Source organism: Pseudomonas sp. NFACC13-1, assembly GCF_900104425.1.
Taxonomy (GTDB): domain Bacteria; phylum Pseudomonadota; class Gammaproteobacteria; order Pseudomonadales; family Pseudomonadaceae; genus Aquipseudomonas; species Aquipseudomonas fluorescens_AA.
In genome coordinates this window covers 1-18,002 of the sequence record NZ_FMXV01000024.1, presented here as the reverse complement: position 1 = coordinate 18,002, position 18,002 = coordinate 1, and the positions used below count along the sequence as shown (strand labels likewise).

The window sequence follows — 18,002 nt, the reverse complement described above, 5'->3', positions numbered from 1 at the left end:
GTGGGAGCGAGCTTGCTCGCGATGACGACGGCACAGCCAGCACCTAGGCAAGCTGACACTCCGCTTTCGCGAGCAGGCTCGCTCCCACAGGGGATTGGGATGGATGCAAAATCTGCAGTCACACAGGGAGGTGGCAGTCAGAACGCCAACTGCAGGGTCTGCTGGCCTTCGAGGCTGAGCAGTAATTGCTTGGCCGCCAGGCCGCCAGCGAAGCCGGTGAGGCTGCCGGAGCTGCCGATGACGCGGTGGCACGGGGCGATGATCGAGATGGGGTTGCGACCGTTGGCGGCGCCGACCGCCCGGACCGCTGTCGGTTGGCCGATCTGGACGGCGATGTCGCGGTAGCTGCGGGTTTCACCGAAGGGGATGGTCAGCAGTGCGTGCCACACTCGGACCTGGAAATCAGTGCCGGCAAAGTCCAGCTCCAATTCGAAACGGCGGCGCTGACCGGCGAAATACTCCAGCAACTGACGTTCGGTTTCCTTGAGGACCGGATGCTGGGTGTCTTCTTCCAAAGGCCCCAGGCGCACCCGGTTGAGCCGCTCGTTTTCCCACAGGATGGCCGCCAGTCTTGTCTCCCGGGCGACGAGGATCAACTGGCCGACGGGGGATGGGATGGTTTTGTACAGAGGCAACATCGAGGGATTCCTTGTCAAAGCCTTTGTGGCAAGAAAGCTTACTCCCTCGCCACAGTTTTTTCTCACCGCCCCCAAAACCTTGCTCAGCCCAACAACCCCAACGCCTTCGCCCGCGCCACCGCCTGGGTGCGGCGCTCGACGCCGAGTTTGCTGTTGATGTGGCTGGCGTGGGTCTTGACGGTGTGCAGCGAGATGAACAATTGCTCGCTGATCTCCTGGTTCGAACAGCCCTGGGCAATCAGTTGCAACACCGCCCGCTCGCGACTGCTGAGGGTTTCGACAGGTGCCGCCGGGTCGACAGGCTGGACCACCGTCGAGGGCAGGCGCTCGAGCAGATGTTCGCGCAACGTGCTGGGCGGTGCGTGCAGCAGTTGTTCGCGAAACCATTCACAGTGCTTGCCAAACAACCACTCGAAGGGCTGCAACACGCCGCCGCTGGCGGCTTCGAAAGCTTGGGCCAGGGTACGGCGGGCTTCGGGCTCACGGCCGACGCTCAACAGCAAGGCGACCTTCTGGTTGAGGGCCATCACGCTGAGCATTTGCCGGCCGGTTTGCTGGCCGTGTTCAAGCAGGGCATCGAGTCGCCCTTCGGCAAGCATCGGTTGACCCCGGATGGATTCCAGCACCGCCTGCTGCAATTCGACATGCAGCGGCAATTGCGGGTGGAATTCCGGCGGCGCGGCGGCCCGTTCGCCCGTGTAGGTCTGGCCCAAGCGGGCCAGCCAGGCTTCGGCCAGGTCGGTGCGCCCCTGGGCCAGCCAGAGTTCGCATTTGACCAAGGTAATCATTGCCAGGTAGTAGATCGGCGGAACGTCCCAGATGTGCATCAGGCGCTCGGCTTCAGCCAGTTCGGCAAAGGCCCGGGCGAACTCGCCGCCATGACCCTCGATACGGGCGATCACGCAATGGCCGATCAGCACGCTGATGTCGCGACAGGCGCGGGCTTCGGTGAGGCCTGCCTGCAACCGCGCCAGGCCGACCTGGGGTTGCATGCGCAAGGTCAGCAGGAAACCCTCGTACATGATCAACCGCGCCCGCACCGCATAAAGCCGCTGGGGCGATAGTTTGTGCAAACGTTGCAGGCCCTGGTGCACCTCGTCCAGCGCCCGCAGGATTTCCCCCCGCGCCTGCAAGACCCGGGCACGGTCGTAATGGGCCAGGGCCTCGAACAATGGGTTGCCAACCCGCTGCGCCAGCTCAAGGGAGTCGCGGTTCAGGTTCCGGGCTCGCCACAGGTCGCCGTCGGCAATCGCCAGGTTCGACAAGGTGGACAGGCACATCAGCCTTTGGCCGTAGCGTTTTTGCGGCAGGCTCTCCAGGGCTTCGCTGCAATAACGCAAGGTAGCCTCGCGATCGCCGCGGCCACGGGCGACGATGCCGCTCAGGGCCAGCCATTGGGCGAGCATGGATTTTTGCGCGGTGGCCGAAGGGGCGGGCAGGAAGCGACTCAAGTGCGCGGCCAGCTCTTCGGCGGCGTCCAATTGACAGGCCAGGCCCAATGCCCAGCTGTAGAGCACGATCAGTCGCGGCGTGCTGATGAGCAGGCTGTCGGGCAAATCCATTTTCCAGCGCAGCAACATGCCGACGTTCTGCTCGGCCAGCAGTTGCTCCTCCGAAAGGTTCTGCACCAGGTTCGCCGCCACGTCCAGGTGCCCGGCCCGCAGCGCCTGTTCCACGGCTTCGTCGATCAGGCCCTGGGCGTTGAACCAGCGACAGGCCCGCAGGTGCAGGGTCGCGGCCGGGACCATGGCCGGCGCGCTGGGGCGACTGCGCAGCAGGTCGGAAAACAAGTGGTGATAACGATACCAGTGACCGTGTTCGTCCAGCGGCACCAGGAAGACTTGGTGAGCCGCCAGGTAACGCAGGATTTCGCCACTGTCATGAGCTTCGCGCACGGCATCGCACAGCGCGCTGCAAAAGCGTTCCTGAGGGGCCGTGTCGTAGAGGAACGCCTGCACCTCGGCGGGCAGGCAATCGATGACTTCCTCGAGCAGGTAATCGCGGATCAGCCCTTCCCCACCGTGCAGAGCCTGGGGCAGCAGGCCTTCGCTGCCGGCCTCGGAGGCGGCCAGCAACCAGAACCGCAGCCCGGCCACCCAGCCTTCACTGCGCTGGATGAGGTTTTCCAGCGCCTCGCCGCGCAACGAGCTGCTGTGATGCTGGAGCAGGGTCAAGGCTTCGTCATGGGTCAGGCGCAGGTCTTGCTCGTTGAGTTCGAGCAATTGTCGCGACAGGCGCAGGCGCGCCAGGTGCCACTCCGGGCGCTGGCGGCTGGTGACGAGTACCAGCAAACCGTCGGGCAGGTGATTGAGGAAAAATTGCAGGCAGCGATCCAGCACCGGGCTTTGGGCCAGGTGGTAATCGTCGAGGACCAGCAACAAGGGATTGCGGGGCGATAAGTGGGCGGACAATTCGTCCAGCAAACCATCGAGCCATTCTTCGAAGGCAAAGGGTTGATGGCGCTGGCGCATTTTCAGCAGCCCCAGTGCCCGGCCACCCAGCTGCGGGAAAAACGCCTGGAGCCCTTCGAGCAAGCGCTCCAGGAAACGCCCCGGATCGTTGTCCCGGGCACTGAGCCCCAGCCAGAGGCTTTGCCAATGGGCCGGCAGGCTCTGGCAGAACTCCACCGCCAGGGAGCTTTTACCGAACCCCGCCGGGGCACTGACCAACAGCAACCTGCCCCCAAGCCCAGCGGCCAAACGCTCGCACAACCGCGGCCGCGCGACATGGCCGTCGGGCAAGGGCGGGCGGTAGAAACGCCCGTCCTGTACCGCGATGGCTGCGCGGGCAGAATCCGGAAGTGAAGACAAATCAGTCATGGCCGGCTCTTGTAGGAATGCGGGTGGCGGCGTTGCAGATGTCCGCAGACTAGCGGTAAACGAGGAGGTATTGAAGGGAGTGCTACAAATGGCTACAAAAAGACTACAAGTCGATTCAACCTGAAAGGCGTGTGGCATCACTTCTGTGGCGAGGGGATTTATCCCCGCTGGGTCGCGAAGCGGCCCCCTCAGACCTCTACCTCTGAACATCAGCCGGATAGCCTTCAAGCTTTTTGGGGCTGCTTCGCAGCCCAGCGGGGATAAATCCCCTCGCCACAGGGTTTTGTGTTGACTGCTCGAACAAAAAAAACGCCCCGAACCAGTCGGGGCGTTGTTTCGAGGATGCGGCCTCGGGTGGAGCGGTTTAGCGGATGCCGTCCTGACGCAGTGCGTTCGGGGTGAAGTCGGCGGTGGTGGCGGTGAAGCCGAAGTCGTAGGCCGATTTTTCTTCGTTCTTCATGCCCAGCGCCAGGTAGCGGCCGGACTGCAGGTCGTAGAGGGTTTCCAGGGCGTACCACGGCACTTGCTTGTCGTAGTAGTTCTCGGCATGGGCCTCGGCCACGCGCCACAGTTGGCCACGACCGTCGTAGTGGTCGATCACCGCGGCTTGCCAGGTGTCTTCGTCGATGTAGAAGTCACGCTTGGCGTAGATGTGACGCTGGCCTTCCTTCAGGGTCGCGGTCACATGCCAGACGCGACGCAGCTCGTAGCGGGTCAGGTCCTGGTTGATGTGGCCGGCCTTGATGATGTCGGCGTACTTGAGTTGCGGCGAATCGATCCTGTAGCTGTTGGCGGCGATGTACAGCTCTTTCTTGCCTTCCAGCTTCCAGTCGTAGCGGTCCGGTGCGCCGTTGTACATGTCCAGGTTGTCGGAGGTACGCAGGCCGTCGGCCGCCGTACCCGGACCGTCGTAGGACACTTGCGGGGCACGGCGCACACGGCGCTGGCCAGCGTTGTAGACCCATGCCGAACGCGGCTCCTTCACTTGGTCGAGGGTCTCGTGCACCAGCAGCACGCCACCGGCCAGGCGCGCCGGCGCGGTCACTTGTTGCTTGAAGTAGAACAGGATGTTGCCAGGGTTGGCCGGATCGAAATCCTTCATTTTGTCGCGGAACACGAACTGGTCGCGGAAATACACCAGGCTGTACGAACCGTTGGGCTGTGGGGTGGCCTGGGTGACCAGGCGCGTCACGCTGCCGCCGCGATAGCGGGTGATGTGGTTCCAGATGACTTCGACGCCGCTCTGGGGAATCGGGAACGGCACGGCCGTCTCGAAGTTCTCCAGGCCGTTGCCGCCGGAGACCAGCTTGGTGTTGACCGCATTCTTCTTGATGGAGGCGAATACCTCGTCCGGCACGGTGGCGCCGCGATGGGTCGGGTAGACCGGCATCTTGAAGGTTTCCGGGTAGCGCTTGAACATCGCGTACTGGCCCGGGGCGAGTTTGTCCTTGTACTGCTCGACGTTCTGCGCAGTGATGGTGAACAGCGGCTTTTCAGTCGGGAACGGGTCGGCCAGGAAGCCCTTGCTGTCCACGGCAGCGGCGTTCTTGGCCATGGGTTTCCAGGCCGAGATCGAGCCGTCGGCGTTGCCAGCCATCTCGGCGCCCATCGGCGTCAGGCTCTTGCCCAGCTTGTCGGCCTCGGCCGCAGGCACTGCCGCCATGACGCTGGCGGCCAGCAGGGATAGCCCCAAGACACCGACCTGCAACAGATTCTTTGTTATTTTCATAGTGTGTCGTCCTGAAATACGGTGCTTAGAAGGTCACGCCGACGCTGAGCGCCAGGAAGTCACGATCATCCACGGTGCTGAAGTCGCCACCAAAGAAGTTGGTGTAGGCCAGGCTGGCGTTGTAGGTGTTCTGGTACTCGGCATCCAGCCCGAGGCTGACGGCCTTGCGGCCTTCTTCGAAGTTGCCGCCAGGGCCCGGCGAGTAACCCTTGACGTCATGGGACCAGGCCACGTTGGGCTTGAGGTTCACGCCAGCGAACACATCCGGGTATTCCCAGATGGCGCGAGCGCGGTAGCCCCAGGACGTGGAGGTGGTGAAGCCGTCGTTGTTGCAGTTGCTGTTGACGTCGTTGATGGTCTGGCCGCCCCCCGTCGCAGTGGACGTATTGAGGGAGTTACAGAAACCGTTGGGCAGTTCACCCGGCCCGAACACCGGATCACGGCCATAGCGAGCATCGGATTTGCTTTCCAGGCCACCGACATGGGTCACCCCGATTTCACCCACCAGGGTCAGGCGGCTGGCGCCCATGACTTGATCGAGGAAGTGCGTGAAGGTGGTCTGGAACTGAGTGATCTCTTTACGGCTATAGCCGTGCAGGTCCTGGCCCGGCGTGCCCTGGAGCACCGATGCATTACCAAATCCGGGAAGTGGCGTCACACCGGCGAAGAGAATGTCAGTGGTGCTCAGTTGCACCGGTGCATTCGGCCGATAGCTGATCTCACCGCTCCACGCCGTACCGGTAGGCAGTGTCGTGGAGAAACTCAGGCCATAGAGGCGGATATCCTCCGGGTATTCGACGAAGTAGTTGGAGTTACCCGCCACGATCAGGGGACGCAGTGCCGCGATTGGCCCCGCGGTGTAGAACTGCTGCGCAGCCCCCTGGGCACTGAAAATCGGCGCACGGCTGTGGTAGTTCATGAAGTACGCACCGAACTCGGTGTCCAGCGGCTCGAACATGTACTTCAACGACGCGCCCCACTGGCCGCTGTCGCGAGCATCACGGTCCGGGCCACGCCGTACCAGTACACCTTCTTCGTTGATGTCGACACCCTGGCCTTCCAATATCGGGAGAACGATGCCCGGGAACGGAATGCTTGAACGCTTGTTCAGCACCCGCAGGTTATCGGTGCACCCATCAGCAATCACATCCGGCTGGGAGAAGAACGTACCGCAGTTATCCACCACGGTCTGGTCCCATTCAATCTGGTAGAACGCCTCGGCCGAGAGGTTGTCGGTCAGGCTCTGGGACACGTAGAACATGTTGACCGGGATCAGGCCTTCCTTGATCTCGGCGCCAGGACGACGGAACGCGGATACGTCGACCGGGTTGATGGAGTTGATGCCGCCCTGGATGAACGTGCTTTCACCCCAGCTGACCACCTGCTTGCCCAAACGCACGGAGCCTGGCTGATCGGCAATGGAATAGTTGTGGTAGACGAACGCATCGAGGATCTGCCCGCCGGAGGACTTGGCGCCTTCCTTGCGGTTGCTGTCGCTGATGTCCTTGTACAGGCGATTTTCGTCCTTGAGTTCGAAGTCGTACCAGTACTTGCCCCGCACGAACACGCCGGTATCGCCGTACTTCAGTTCCAGGTCATGGATGCCCTTGAAGATCTTCGAGAAGGTTTCCCCTCGCTTGAAGTTCAAGTGACCGTCATCGGAGGTCTGCGACAAGCCCTTGCCGCCATTGTTGACACCGATCAGATCCCGGTTGGCCTTGGCCGTGGACCAGCTCGCGCCGACCGACAGGGACGAGTCGAACTGGCCTTCGATTTCACCGATGTTGAAACTGACGCCGAATGCTGGCCCGGCGAGCGAAGAGGCGAGACTGACCGCCAGAGGCAGTTTTGCCCGGCGCCAGAACGTGGTTGCTGAGGTCATCGACGCTACTCCATGTGCATTATTGTTATGGCAAGGGACATTTCAAAAACACCTCGACGGCAGGGAGAGCGGCAGCGTCCCGACATCCGTCGAAGTCGCATCGCCCTTTCGTGCGTGCGCCCCGTTCTTGAGAATCCGTGAGCGGACTATAGCCAGCAGGTAGTACGGCTTGATCCCTCTAAAGTGTGATTTGCAGCCCGCGACCACTCTGGAACAGTCCTTTCGCCAGGCCGACAGATGTCGGCACGGCAAGGATGGCTGAAATTTGCGGTTTGACAAGGCAAGCGCTTGCTTGGTGGGGCTGCCGTGCCCTTTCGGGCACGGCAAAAAGGCCTAAAGCGTGGACAGGAAGGTGCTGTTGTTGCTTTGCCATTCGGTGATGTCGACGCGGATACGCTTCTTGTCGAGCTTGCCGACGCTGGTCTTGGGAATTTCCGTAACAAGGGCGATCTGGCTCGGGATCGCCCACTTGCTCAAATGCCCCAGCTCGACGAACGGCTTGAGGTGCTCCTTGAGTTCGCGAGCCCCAATCTCATGCCCTTCTCGAACCACCAGCAAGGCAAACGGCCGCTCGCCCCACTGCGGATCGGGAATGCCGACCACTGCTACTTCGCGTACCCCCGCATGCCGGCTGATGAGGTCTTCCAGGTCCAGGGAGGAGATCCATTCGCCACCGGTCTTGATCACGTCCTTGATGCGGTCGCGGATGTCGATGAAGCCCATGTTGTCCAGCGTGGCGACGTCGCCGGTGTGCAGCCAGCCGCCGGCCCAGAGTTCGGCGCCCTTGTGCGGCTCGTTGAAATAACCCTCGGTGAGCCACGGCGCGCGCAGCACCAGTTCGCCCTGGGTCTCGCCATCGGCGGGCAGGAACCGTCCCTCGGCGTCGACAATCGCCGCCTCCACCAGCGGCCCCGGCACGCCGGCCTTGATCCGGTAGGTGGTGCGCTCGTCCTCGCTGCCGGCCATCAATTCGTCGTTGAGGTGGGCACAGGACACCAGCGGGCCGGTTTCCGACATGCCGTAGGCGGCGGTGAGCTGGATGCCCCGCGCCTTGGCCGCTTCGTACAGGCTGCGATTCAGGGCACTGCCGCCGATGACGATCTTCCAGCCACCGAAGTCGGTGTCCTGGGCGCCCTTGGCATTGAGGACCATTTGCAGGATGGTTGGCACGCAATGGGAAAAGGTGACCTTTTCCTTGCGCCACAGCTGGACCAGGAACTCGGGATCGTAGCGACCCGGATAGACCTGCTTGAGCCCGAGCATGGTCGCCACGTAGGGCAGGCCCCAGGCATGGACATGGAACATCGGCGTGATCGGCATGTACACGTCGTTGGTGCCCAGCAGCCGCACGCTGTCGATGGACCCCATGATGGTCGCCACGCCCATGGTGTGCAGCACCAGTTGCCGATGGGTGAAGTACACGCCCTTGGGGTTGCCGGTGGTGCCGGTGGTGTAGAACGTGGTGGCGACGGAGTTTTCGTCGAAATCCTGAAAGTCGTAGGCGGGCGCCGCAGCGGCCAGCAATTGCTCGTATTCACCCACCAGGTTCGGCAGGTCGGCGGTTTTTTCCGGCAGGTCGGTCAGCAGCAGGGTCTTGTCCACCGTGGTCAGGTGCCCGGCTATCGCCTGGTACAAGCCGACGAACTCGCTGTTGACCAGCACGAAGCGGTCCTCGGCGTGGTTCATGGTGTAGACGATCTGCTCCGGTGACAGGCGCACGTTGATGGTGTGGATCACCGCGCCGATCATCGGGATCGCGAACATGCATTCCAGGTAGCGATGGCTGTCCCAGTCCATCACCGCCACGGTATCGCCGGCCTTGACCCCCGCCTCGGTCAACACGTTGGCCAGGCGCGCGACCCGTTCGATCAGCGTCGGATAGCTGTAGCGCAACTGGTCACGGTAGACGATCTCGCGGGTTTTCTCGTAACGCGTGCCGGACATCAGCAGCCGCTTGATCAGCAGCGGGTATTGATAGGCGCCTTCGGCTGGAGGAATAACGCGAGTCTGCAACATAAGAGTCCCTTTTCTGACTGCACGGTCTTGGCTGGAAGCAAGCACTCTAGAGCGCTTATACACGGATCAAATCAGCCAAAGGAATGATTTGATCCGCGTGCAAATACTAGCCTTGAGCCACCTCGCCCCCAGGTTTCGCAAGCATCGCACAATCAAACTTGTCAGATCGGTATCTAACAGCGAGCATAGGTATCACGCTTGCTACAAAAGCCTATGGGGAAAATGCCCTGGCAGGTCTTCAGCATGCCACCACTTTTTGACAGAAAATAATGAACAACGAACTGACCTCTTCCCAGGCCACCGCGCCTCAAGATGCTCCGCTTGTGTCGATCGTGGCCCCTTGCTACAACGCCGGGAAATACTTGGAAGAGGCGATCCACAGCCTCTTTGCCCAGGATTACCGGAACGTGGAGGTCATCGTGGTCGACGACGGCTCCACCGACGACAGCCTGGCCATGCTCCAGCAGTTGCAGCAAACCTACCCTTTCCAGCTCTACTCCCAGGAGAACCAGGGTGTGAGCGCGGCACTCAACCACGGGCTGAAATATGCCAAGGGCACGTATGTCGCCACCCCGGACCTTGACGATGTGATGCTGCCCCATTCGATCCGGGTCCGCGCCCAATACCTGGACGAACACCCACAGGTGGGCTGTGTCGGCGCGCTGGTCATCTACATCGACAGCGATGGCCGGACCATCAAGGAGCAACAGCGCGACCACATCCAGGTGCACACCTTCGATGGCCTGCTGCGCAACGCCGCGGTCATCGGCGCGCCCACGGCCCTGTATCGCATGAGCGCCCTGCGGGACGCCGGTTTTTACGATCCGCAGCTAAGGGTCCAGGATTTCCAGATCACCCTGCGGATCGCCCGCCAGGGTTATGAAATCCATGAACTGCCGATCTGCGTCACGCGCTATCGACGCCACCCCAATAACCTGTCGAGGAAATACCGCTTGATGCTCAAGACGGACCTGCAGGCCATCGAGCCCTATCGGGACCACCCCGCCTACGAGTCGGCCCGCACGGTGCTGGTGCACAAAGCGCTGAAGTACGCCGTGGTCGAAGACCGGAAAGAAGCCTGGCAACTGTTGCGCAGCATCCCTTGGCGCCACTGGAACAAAACCAGTTTCAAACGCCTCAAGCGACTGGTTTTGCGATTGCCGATGACAAGGTCCCGATCATGAAGTTCTTGCAAAAACTCAAGGAACGCAAAGTACGAAAGCACCTCAAGCGCCTGGAAAAACTCGAACGAGCACCCGAAAAAATCCGTCTGCGCTATCCGAAATACCAGGTCGGAGTGGGCACCTATGGCATTCCCGAGGTGATGGAGTTCGGCGACGACACGGTCCTCAAGGTCGGTTCCTATACGTCGATCGCCGAAGGGGTGAAGATCCTGTTGGGCGGCGGGCATCGCACCGACTGGGTCAGCACGTTCCCATTCCCACTGATGATCGATGAAGCCCGGGACATTCCCGGCAGCAACCCGACCAAGGGCGACGTGGTGATTGGCAGCGACTGCTGGATCTGCGCTGACGCGATGATCCTGTCGGGCGTGACCATCGGCCATGGCGCCGTGGTGGCCGCCGGCGCGGTGGTGACACGCGATGTCGAGCCTTACGCCATGGTGGGCGGCAACCCGTGCCGGCTCATTCGCTGGCGCTTCGAGGAGCCGGTGCGTCAGGCCCTGCTGGAGTCGGCCTGGTGGGAATGGCCGATGGAAGAGGTCAAGGCGGTGTCACCGCTGCTGTGCAGTGACAACATCGACGCTTTTCTGGATTACGCCCGCCAACGGCATTGATCGCCCCACACCCGCATGGAAGCGATCAGAAGAAAGACCAGAGCGGTCAGTGCGCCTCGGTAAACGCCAGCTTCACCCCGATGGCGACGAGCACCGCGCCCATGGTCCGGTCGAACCAGTGGCCCATGCGCGCGAAACCGGCGCGCACCCGTTGCTGGCTGAACAACAGCGCCACCAGGCAGAACCAGACAGCCGTCGCCACCGCCAGGTACACGCCGTAACCGGCCTGGATCGCCAACGGCGTGTGCGGGTTGATCACCACGGTGAACAGCGACAGGAAAAACAATGTCGCCTTGGGGTTCAGGCCATTGGTGACAAACCCCGAAATGAACGCGCCGCGGGCGGTCCGCTCACCGACCTCCTTGTGCAGGTTTTCCTCGGCCGGCTTGGCCGGTTGCGCCCGCAGTGCCTTGAAGCCGATGTACAGCAGGTACGCGGCGGCGGCCCACTTCAGTGCGTTGAACAGCACGATCGATTGCGACACGATCAGGCCGATACCCAGCAACGAATACCCCACGTGCAGGAAAATCGCCGTGCCGACGCCCAGCGCCGTCCAGGTCCCAGCGCGCCGGCCGTGGGTTACGCTTTCGCGCACCACCACGGCAAAATCCGGCCCGGGGCTGGCAACAGCCAGCAAGTGGATCAGGGCGACGGTGAGAAATTCGGTGAGGTACATAGAGGCTCCTTGGCTAACTCAATCTCGAAACGAACATCAACTTTTTGGAGAGTGGACATGTGAGGTTCCTCATGACCCCCAATATCGCGCCAGACCAAAGCAACAAACCATCTGATAGGCTCGCCACATTACGCCTTCGGTTCTTGACATAAAAGGTACAGCTGATGACGAACACCGCCCGCGCCGTTTTCCTCGACCACCCTTCCCTGGACCTCGGCGACCTGGACCTGAACCCGTTGCGCAGTTGCTTCGGCGAACTGCAACTGTTCGCCCGGACCACGCCGGACCAGGTCATCGAGCGGCTCAAGGGCGCCACGGTGGCAATCACCAACAAAATCGTGATCGATGCCCAGGCCATGGCGGCCAGCCCTGAGCTGAAGCTGGTCCTGATCAGTGCCACGGGTACCAATAATGTCGACCTGGCGGCCGCCCGTCACCACGGCATCACAGTGTGCAATTGCCAGGGCTACGGCACGCCGTCGGTGGCCCAGCACACCCTCATGCTGTTGCTGAACCTGGCGACGCGCCTGGCCGATTATCAAAAAGCGGTGGGGGAAGGTCGCTGGCAGCAGGCTTCGCAGTTCTGCCTGCTGGACTATCCGATTGTCGAGCTGGAAGGCAAGACCCTGGGCTTGCTCGGCCACGGCGAATTGGGCAGTGCCGTCGGGCGGCTGGCCGAAGCCTTTGGCATGCGCGTGCTGCTGGGGCAGATCCCGGGGCGCCCGGCCCGGCCCGACCGCTTGCCGCTGGAGCAATTGTTGCCGCAAGTCGATGCCCTGACCCTGCACTGCCCGCTCAACGAGCACACCCGGAACTTGATCGGCGCCCGCGAACTGGCGCTGCTCAAGCCCGGCGCATTCGTGATCAATACCGCCCGTGGCGGGTTGATCGACGAACAGGCCCTGGCCGAGGCACTGCGCAGCGGTCACTTGGGAGGCGCCGCCACCGACGTGCTCAGCGTGGAACCGCCGACCCAAGGCAACCCGCTGCTGGCCGGCGATATCCCACGGTTGATCGTCACCCCACACAACGCCTGGGGCAGCCGCGAAGCGCGGCAACGGATCGTCGGCCAAATGAGCGAAAACGCCCAGGGCTTTTTCAGCGGTACAGCGCGGCGTGTCGTCAGTTGATAAACTGCGGCACTTTTTTTTACCCGCTTTATCAAGGAGCAGACCATGGATCCGCGCAGTGAAGTACTGCTTCGTCAGGCCGAGTTATTCCAGGGTTCGGTGTTGTTGGCCGGCCTGCCCGCCGACGATCTGCTCGGCCGTCTGCCAGAGGCCCATGGCTGGTGCTGGCATGCCGGCGACCAGGCGGCGCTGGACGCTCGTTTCCCCGAGCGCAGCCACTTTGGCGTGACCGTGCCCGAGCGTGCGTTCGACACCGCCGTGGTGTTCCTGCCCAAGGCCAAGGACCTGACCGACTACCTCCTCAATGCCGTGGCGGCGCGCCTGGCCGGGCGCGAGGTGTACCTGGTGGGGGAAAAACGCAGCGGCATCGAAGGGGCATCCAAGCAGCTCAACCCGTTCGGCAAGCCGCGCAAGCTCGACAGCGCCCGGCACTGCCAGCTGTGGCAGGTCACTGTGGCCAACGCGCCCGAGGCCAAGCCCCTGGAAAGCCTGGCCCAGACCTACGAACTGCCCCTGGCCGAAGGCCCGCTGAAGGTCATCAGTCTGCCGGGAGTGTTCAGCCACGGTCGCCTGGACCGCGGCAGTGCGCTGCTGTTGGAACACCTGGATAAACTGCCCAGCGGACACTTGCTCGACTTCGGCTGCGGTGCCGGGGTGCTGGGAGCCGCAGTCAAGCGGCGCTATCCGCACAACACCGTCACCCTGTTGGACGTGGACGCATTCGCTGCCGCCAGCAGTCGCCTGACCCTGGCCGCCAATGGCCTGGAAGCCGAAGTATTGACCGGTGATGGCATCGACGCCGCACCGATGGGTCTGAGCGCGATCCTGAGCAACCCGCCGTTCCATGTCGGCGTGCACACCGATTACCACGCCACGGAAAACCTGCTGCGAAAAGCGGCCAAACATCTGAAAAACGGTGGCGAACTTCGGCTGGTTGCCAATAGCTTCCTCAAGTACCAGCCGCTGATCGAGGAGCACTTGGGCGTCTGCGCGATCAAGGCCGAAGGCCAGGGCTTTCGCATCTACCGGGCCAAGCGCGGTTGAAGTTTTTTAGGAAACAGTGCTTGCTCAATCGGATTTGCCTAGGCAGAATCCGCTCCGTCCTAGGGGAGTAGTCTCCCGCGAGCGCCATGCTCGCCCGGCATACGTCAACATACTTGGTCAGCAGACCATGGCGTATGCGGCCCAAGCGTCCACGCAGATGGTCGCTGGGTTTGACAAGACCTATGACACGCACACCTTACCCGGGGCGGGAAGGCTGTACGTGTCATAGCCGTGTCGACCCGCCCCTTTAGGAAATCCCTGATGCTGGACTCACTTCTCGTACCTACGGCGATCGTTGCGCTGGCCGAAATCGGCGACAAGACGCAATTGCTCGCGCTCATCCTGGCGGCTCGCTTTCGCAAACCCTGGCCGATCATCGCCGGCATCGTTGCCGCGACCCTGGCCAACCATGCGGCGGCCGGCGCGGTCGGCGCCTGGGTCAGCGGCTTTTTCTCCAACGCGGTCCTGCACTGGATATTGGCGGCCAGCTTCACGGCCACGGCACTGTGGACCCTCGTCCCGGACAAACTGGACGATGAAGAAGCCAACACGGCCCGCCGGTTCGGCCCGTTCCTGACCACACTGATTGCGTTCTTCCTGGCGGAAATCGGCGACAAGACCCAGATCGCCACGGTGATGCTCGCCGCGCAATACCCGGAGTTGTGGCTGGTGATCATCGGCACCACCGTGGGCATGTTGATTGCCAACGTGCCGGTGGTCCTGGCGGGCAATTTCGCCGCCGAGAAGCTGCCCCTGACCCTGATACGCCGCCTGGCCGCCTTGGCGTTCTTCGTCCTGGCGATCGTGGCGGTATACAAGGCGATGCAGAGTAGCGGGTGGGTTTGATACTGCGTCATCGTTCATCGCGAGCAAGCTCGCTCCCACAGAGGCTACAGATCATTGTGGGAGCGAGCTTGCTCGCGATGAGGCCGGCAGCCTCACCGCATGACAATGCTTATTTCTTGGCTTGCTGATACAGCGGCATCACCTTCGGAATCGCCGCTTGCAACGAAGCGATACGACTGCTCGACGACGGGTGGGTGCTCATGAATTCCGGCGGCGCGCCTTCCGAAGCCTTGGCCATCTTGTTCCACAAGGTGATCGCCGCATTCGGGTCGTAGCCGGCGCGGGCGGCCAGTTCGAGGCCGATCAGGTCGGCTTCGTTCTCGTTGCCACGGCTGTTGGGCAAGGTCATGCCGTAGTTGGCGACGGTGTCGGCCAATGCCAGGCTGTCCTGGCCAAGGCCGAACAAGGCACCGGCGCCCTGCTTGGCCATCTCGATGCCATAGGCCTTGGACATCGCTTCGCGCCCGTGCTCACGCAGGGCGTGGGCGATTTCGTGGCCCATGATCGCGGCGATTTCAGCGTCGGTCAGCTTCAACTGGTCGATCAGGCCGGTGTAGAACATGATTTTGCCGCCAGGGCCACAATTGGCGTTGAGTTCATCGCTCTTGATCAGGTTCACTTCCCAGTTCCACTGTGCCGAATCCGGGCGGAACACCGGCGCCTGGGCAATCAAGCGATCGGCAATGACCTGGATGCGCTTGGCATCGTTGCTGGTCTTGTCCAGTGCACCCTGGGCTTTGGCCTCACCCATCGTCTTTTGATAGGACTGGGCGTACATCTGGTTGACCTCGTCGGTCGACAGCATGCTGAACATGTACTGCTTGCGTTCCACACCCACGGCTCCGCCGCTGGTGGTGTTGACCGACTGACAACCGGCGAGCAGCAGCGCGGCGCTCAGAGCACTCACCATCAATATCTTGTTCATGTAAAAGAAGCTCCCTGGAAACGTGGGCGTATCCTAGGCCTTGATTTGTATCGGCGCCAGATACACAACGAGGGATTAGCGTTTTTTCGGACAGATCCCACCGCATCCATTTGCGACACCCACGCAGCTATTAGAGTCACCCGACGAACAGCGCCTCATGCCGTGCCACAGAAACGCCGATAAAGATCCCAGACGTCATTTCCGCGCCCGGAGCCTTTATGAAATTCAAATCGATCCAGTTTTCCGTGGCCGCCCTGGCCGGTGCCATCGTGCTCAGTGTGGTTGGCGCCCTTGTGCTGTACGCGCTGTTTGCCGGCGCCCGCACCCAGGAGATGGTGCAACAGCGCACCAAGGCGCAGTTCGAGCAACTCATCGAACAACGCCTCAGTGCCCTGGCGCGCACCCAGGCCAGCCTGATCCAACGGGAACTGGAAGCCCCGCTGCTGCTCGCCCGCGGCCTGGCCACCACGAACGCCTTGATGGGCATCAACGGCGCGGACGGCAACCCGCAACTGAAGGTGCCCCGTGAGCAAATGATCAGCCTGCTGCGGGAAACCGTGGTGCGCAACCCGAAGATCCTCGGCGCCTACATCGCCTGGGAGCCGAACGCCATCGACCACGACGACGCCAACTATGTGAACAGCCCGGTGGTGGGCATGGAAACCAACGGGCGTTTCCTGCCGTGGTGGTTTCGCAACCAGGACGGCTCCCTGGGCCTGGAAAAACTCGCCGACGTGACCGACCAGAAACTGCTCTCCACCGGCATCCGCGCCAGTGAGTACTACCTGTGCTCCCAGGACAGCAAGAAAGCCTGCGTGATCGACCCGGCGCCCTATCGCGTCGGCAGTACGATGACCATGCTCGCCTCGTTCATCGAACCGATCATGATCGATGGCAAGTTCCAGGGCATCGTCGGCGCCGATCTGTCGGTGAACTTCATCCAGGACATGCTCGTGGCCGCCGATGGCAAGCTGTACGACGGCGCCGGGGAAATGGCCCTGCTCTCGAGCAATAACCGGCTGGTGGCCTTCACCAAGGACCCGAGCAAACTCGGGGAAAAGGCCAGCGACCTGCTGGATGCCAGCGAATTGGACAACCTGGCCAAGCTGGGCGTCGGCGAGGTGCGCTACGACATCGACGAAGAACACGGGCATATCGAGGTGTACATGCCGTTCGGCATCGGCGAGACCAACGCCCGCTGGACGCTGATGCTGCAGTTGCCGCTGAATGCCGTCATGGCCGACCTGCAAGCCTTGCAGCAAGACCTCGACCATCAGCGCCAGGCCGATATCTTCGGCATGGCGATGGTGGGCCTGGTGATTGCCGGCATCGGTCTGCTGGTGATCTGGCTGGTGGGCCATGGCATTGCCCGGCCGCTCAAGCAAATGGTGGCGATGCTCGATGACATCGCCCAGGGCGAAGGCGACCTGACCCGTCGCCTGGTGAGCGACCGCGCCGATGAGCTGGGGGCGATCGCCAGAGGCTTCAACACTTTCCTGAGCAAGTTGCAGGGCATGATCACCCAAGTGGTGACTTCGGTGCAGAGCGTCAGCGATTCATCGGAGCACACGGCCGATATTGCGATCCGCACCAACCAGGGCGTGCACAAGCAAATGTCCGAGATCGATCAGGTCGCCACTGCGGTGCAGGAAATGACCGCCACCGCCCAGGACGTGGCCCGCAATGCGACCCAGGCGGCCCAGGCGGCCAGTCATGCGGACCAGGCCGCCAGCCAGGGCATGCAGATCGTCCGGGATACCTCCACCTCCATTGGCGCCCTGGCCGTGGAAATCGGCAAGGCGGTGGGTGTGGTGCAGACCCTGGCCAAGGACAGCGAGAACATCAACGCGATCCTCACCGCCATCCGCGGGATCGCCGAGCAGACCAACCTGCTGGCCCTCAACGCGGCCATCGAAGCGGCCCGGGCGGGTGAACAAGGCCGTGGTTTCGCGGTGGTCGCCGATGAGGTGCGCAACCTGGCGCAGAAGACTCAGCAAGCGACCGAAGAAATCCAGGCGATGATTCAGCAGCTGCAACAAGGCACCCGGGACGTGGTGCAAGTGATGGAAGACAGCCAGCACCGTACCGATGAAAGCGTGCAGCACGCGGCGAAAGCGGCCCAGGCCCTGGAAACCATTACCCAGGCCGTGTCGGTGATCAACGACATGAACACCCAGATCGCCAGTGCTGCCGAGGAACAAAGCGCTGTGGCCGACGACATCAACCGCAACGTGATCAACATCGGGCAAGTGGCGAACGAAGTGGCCAGCGGCGCCGACGAATCCAGCGCGGCCAGCGCCGGGCTGACCAAACTGGCGGAGCAGCAGCGGCGGTTGATCAATCAGTTCAGGGTCTGATCCGAAGACCCCATCGCGAGCAAGCTCGCTCCCACAAGGGATTGGCGGTGGAACGCCGACAATGCGAACACCCCAAAACAACTGTGGGAGCGAGCTTGCTCGCGATGACGTCAGTTCAGCCAACATTAAAGTGACTGACACT

The 18,002-nt window shown here is 62.2% G+C and carries 13 protein-coding genes, 1 pseudogene and 1 riboswitch; of the genes and pseudogenes, 7 read left to right on the top strand and 7 right to left on the bottom strand.

Annotated elements, in window-relative coordinates:
• Positions 1–137: 137 nt before the first annotated feature.
• The 5 genes from BLQ55_RS24025 to BLQ55_RS24005 all read right to left on the bottom strand — a co-directional run bounded on the left by BLQ55_RS24025 (position 138) and on the right by BLQ55_RS24005 (position 9,084).
• On the bottom strand, positions 138–638 hold the full coding sequence (locus BLQ55_RS24025; RefSeq protein WP_060739135.1) for a methylated-DNA--[protein]-cysteine S-methyltransferase: 501 nt from the start codon (positions 636–638) through the stop codon (positions 138–140).
• 83 nt (positions 639–721) lie between these two features.
• The gene (locus BLQ55_RS24020) at positions 722–3,457 is read right to left on the bottom strand and encodes a winged helix-turn-helix domain-containing protein (protein ID WP_092257593.1); all 2,736 of its coding nucleotides are present in this window, start codon (positions 3,455–3,457) and stop codon (positions 722–724) included.
• Positions 3,458–3,821: 364 nt separating this feature from the next.
• Positions 3,822–5,186 (bottom strand): DUF1329 domain-containing protein, encoded by a 1,365-nt coding sequence (locus BLQ55_RS24015; RefSeq protein ID WP_092257589.1) that lies wholly within the window; start codon positions 5,184–5,186, stop codon positions 3,822–3,824.
• Positions 5,187–5,211: 25 nt separating this feature from the next.
• Entirely contained in the window at positions 5,212–7,068 is a 1,857-nt protein-coding gene (locus BLQ55_RS24010; RefSeq protein ID WP_092257587.1) for a DUF1302 domain-containing protein, read from the bottom strand.
• Between the two features lie 333 nt (positions 7,069–7,401).
• Positions 7,402–9,084, bottom strand: coding sequence for a fatty acid--CoA ligase (locus tag BLQ55_RS24005; RefSeq protein WP_092257584.1), 1,683 nt, complete (start codon positions 9,082–9,084; stop codon positions 7,402–7,404).
• A gap of 269 nt (positions 9,085–9,353) precedes the next feature.
• Here BLQ55_RS24005 and BLQ55_RS24000 point away from each other — a divergent pair, with 269 nt between their 5' ends.
• The gene (locus BLQ55_RS24000) at positions 9,354–10,268 is read left to right on the top strand and encodes a glycosyltransferase family 2 protein (protein ID WP_092257581.1); all 915 of its coding nucleotides are present in this window, start codon (positions 9,354–9,356) and stop codon (positions 10,266–10,268) included.
• The gene (locus tag BLQ55_RS23995) at positions 10,265–10,882 is read left to right on the top strand and encodes a CatB-related O-acetyltransferase (RefSeq protein ID WP_092257578.1); all 618 of its coding nucleotides are present in this window, start codon (positions 10,265–10,267) and stop codon (positions 10,880–10,882) included. The genes BLQ55_RS24000 and BLQ55_RS23995 overlap by 4 nt, the downstream gene beginning before the upstream one ends.
• Positions 10,883–10,928: 46 nt before the next feature.
• On the opposite strand, the gene BLQ55_RS23990 is transcribed toward BLQ55_RS23995, so the two are convergent.
• Entirely contained in the window at positions 10,929–11,558 is a 630-nt protein-coding gene (locus tag BLQ55_RS23990; RefSeq protein WP_060739142.1) for a LysE family translocator, read from the bottom strand.
• Positions 11,559–11,722: 164 nt separating this feature from the next.
• Between BLQ55_RS23990 and BLQ55_RS23985 the strand changes: the two genes are divergently transcribed.
• The 3 genes from BLQ55_RS23985 (at position 11,723) to BLQ55_RS23975 (ending at position 14,578) form a co-directional block, all read left to right on the top strand.
• The gene (locus tag BLQ55_RS23985) at positions 11,723–12,688 is read left to right on the top strand and encodes a 2-hydroxyacid dehydrogenase (RefSeq protein ID WP_092205551.1); all 966 of its coding nucleotides are present in this window, start codon (positions 11,723–11,725) and stop codon (positions 12,686–12,688) included.
• A 45-nt stretch (positions 12,689–12,733) separates the two neighbouring features.
• Positions 12,734–13,732: a class I SAM-dependent methyltransferase gene (locus BLQ55_RS23980; RefSeq protein ID WP_060739144.1), complete on the top strand. Its 999-nt coding sequence runs from the start codon at positions 12,734–12,736 to the stop codon at positions 13,730–13,732.
• A 50-nt stretch (positions 13,733–13,782) separates the two neighbouring features.
• Positions 13,783–13,903: riboswitch (yybP-ykoY riboswitch) on the top strand.
• 90 nt (positions 13,904–13,993) lie between these two features.
• Complete coding sequence (locus BLQ55_RS23975) at positions 13,994–14,578, top strand: TMEM165/GDT1 family protein (protein WP_092205553.1); 585 nt, start codon at positions 13,994–13,996, stop codon at positions 14,576–14,578.
• A 109-nt stretch (positions 14,579–14,687) separates the two neighbouring features.
• Here the strand turns inward: BLQ55_RS23975 and BLQ55_RS23970 are convergent, their stop codons facing one another.
• Positions 14,688–15,503 carry a M48 family metallopeptidase gene (locus tag BLQ55_RS23970; RefSeq protein WP_092205554.1) on the bottom strand — a complete coding sequence of 272 codons (816 nt, stop codon included), beginning with the start codon at positions 15,501–15,503 and terminating at the stop codon, positions 14,688–14,690.
• 218 nt (positions 15,504–15,721) lie between these two features.
• Here BLQ55_RS23970 and BLQ55_RS32985 point away from each other — a divergent pair.
• A pseudogene (locus tag BLQ55_RS32985) lies at positions 15,722–17,002 on the top strand (HAMP domain-containing protein); the annotation flags it as partial.
• Positions 17,003–17,017: 15 nt separating this feature from the next.
• Entirely contained in the window at positions 17,018–17,860 is an 843-nt protein-coding gene (locus BLQ55_RS32980; protein WP_371128551.1) for a methyl-accepting chemotaxis protein, read from the top strand.
• Positions 17,861–18,002: the final 142 nt, after the last annotated feature.

Excerpts from the sequence above, each read along its gene's own strand:
- BLQ55_RS24025 (WP_060739135.1), bottom strand. The coding sequence starts at position 638 with ATGTTGCCTCTGTACAAAACCATCCCATCCCCCGTCGGCCAGTTGATC.
- BLQ55_RS24020 (WP_092257593.1), bottom strand. The coding sequence starts at position 3,457 with ATGACTGATTTGTCTTCACTTCCGGATTCTGCCCGCGCAGCCATCGCG.
- BLQ55_RS24015 (WP_092257589.1), bottom strand. The coding sequence starts at position 5,186 with ATGAAAATAACAAAGAATCTGTTGCAGGTCGGTGTCTTGGGGCTATCC.
- BLQ55_RS24010 (WP_092257587.1), bottom strand. The coding sequence starts at position 7,068 with ATGACCTCAGCAACCACGTTCTGGCGCCGGGCAAAACTGCCTCTGGCG.
- BLQ55_RS24005 (WP_092257584.1), bottom strand. The coding sequence starts at position 9,084 with ATGTTGCAGACTCGCGTTATTCCTCCAGCCGAAGGCGCCTATCAATAC.
- BLQ55_RS24000 (WP_092257581.1), top strand. The coding sequence starts at position 9,354 with ATGAACAACGAACTGACCTCTTCCCAGGCCACCGCGCCTCAAGATGCT.
- BLQ55_RS23995 (WP_092257578.1), top strand. The coding sequence starts at position 10,265 with ATGAAGTTCTTGCAAAAACTCAAGGAACGCAAAGTACGAAAGCACCTC.
- BLQ55_RS23990 (WP_060739142.1), bottom strand. The coding sequence starts at position 11,558 with ATGTACCTCACCGAATTTCTCACCGTCGCCCTGATCCACTTGCTGGCT.
- BLQ55_RS23985 (WP_092205551.1), top strand. The coding sequence starts at position 11,723 with ATGACGAACACCGCCCGCGCCGTTTTCCTCGACCACCCTTCCCTGGAC.
- BLQ55_RS23980 (WP_060739144.1), top strand. The coding sequence starts at position 12,734 with ATGGATCCGCGCAGTGAAGTACTGCTTCGTCAGGCCGAGTTATTCCAG.
- BLQ55_RS23975 (WP_092205553.1), top strand. The coding sequence starts at position 13,994 with ATGCTGGACTCACTTCTCGTACCTACGGCGATCGTTGCGCTGGCCGAA.
- BLQ55_RS23970 (WP_092205554.1), bottom strand. The coding sequence starts at position 15,503 with ATGAACAAGATATTGATGGTGAGTGCTCTGAGCGCCGCGCTGCTGCTC.
- BLQ55_RS32980 (WP_371128551.1), top strand. The coding sequence starts at position 17,018 with ATGATCACCCAAGTGGTGACTTCGGTGCAGAGCGTCAGCGATTCATCG.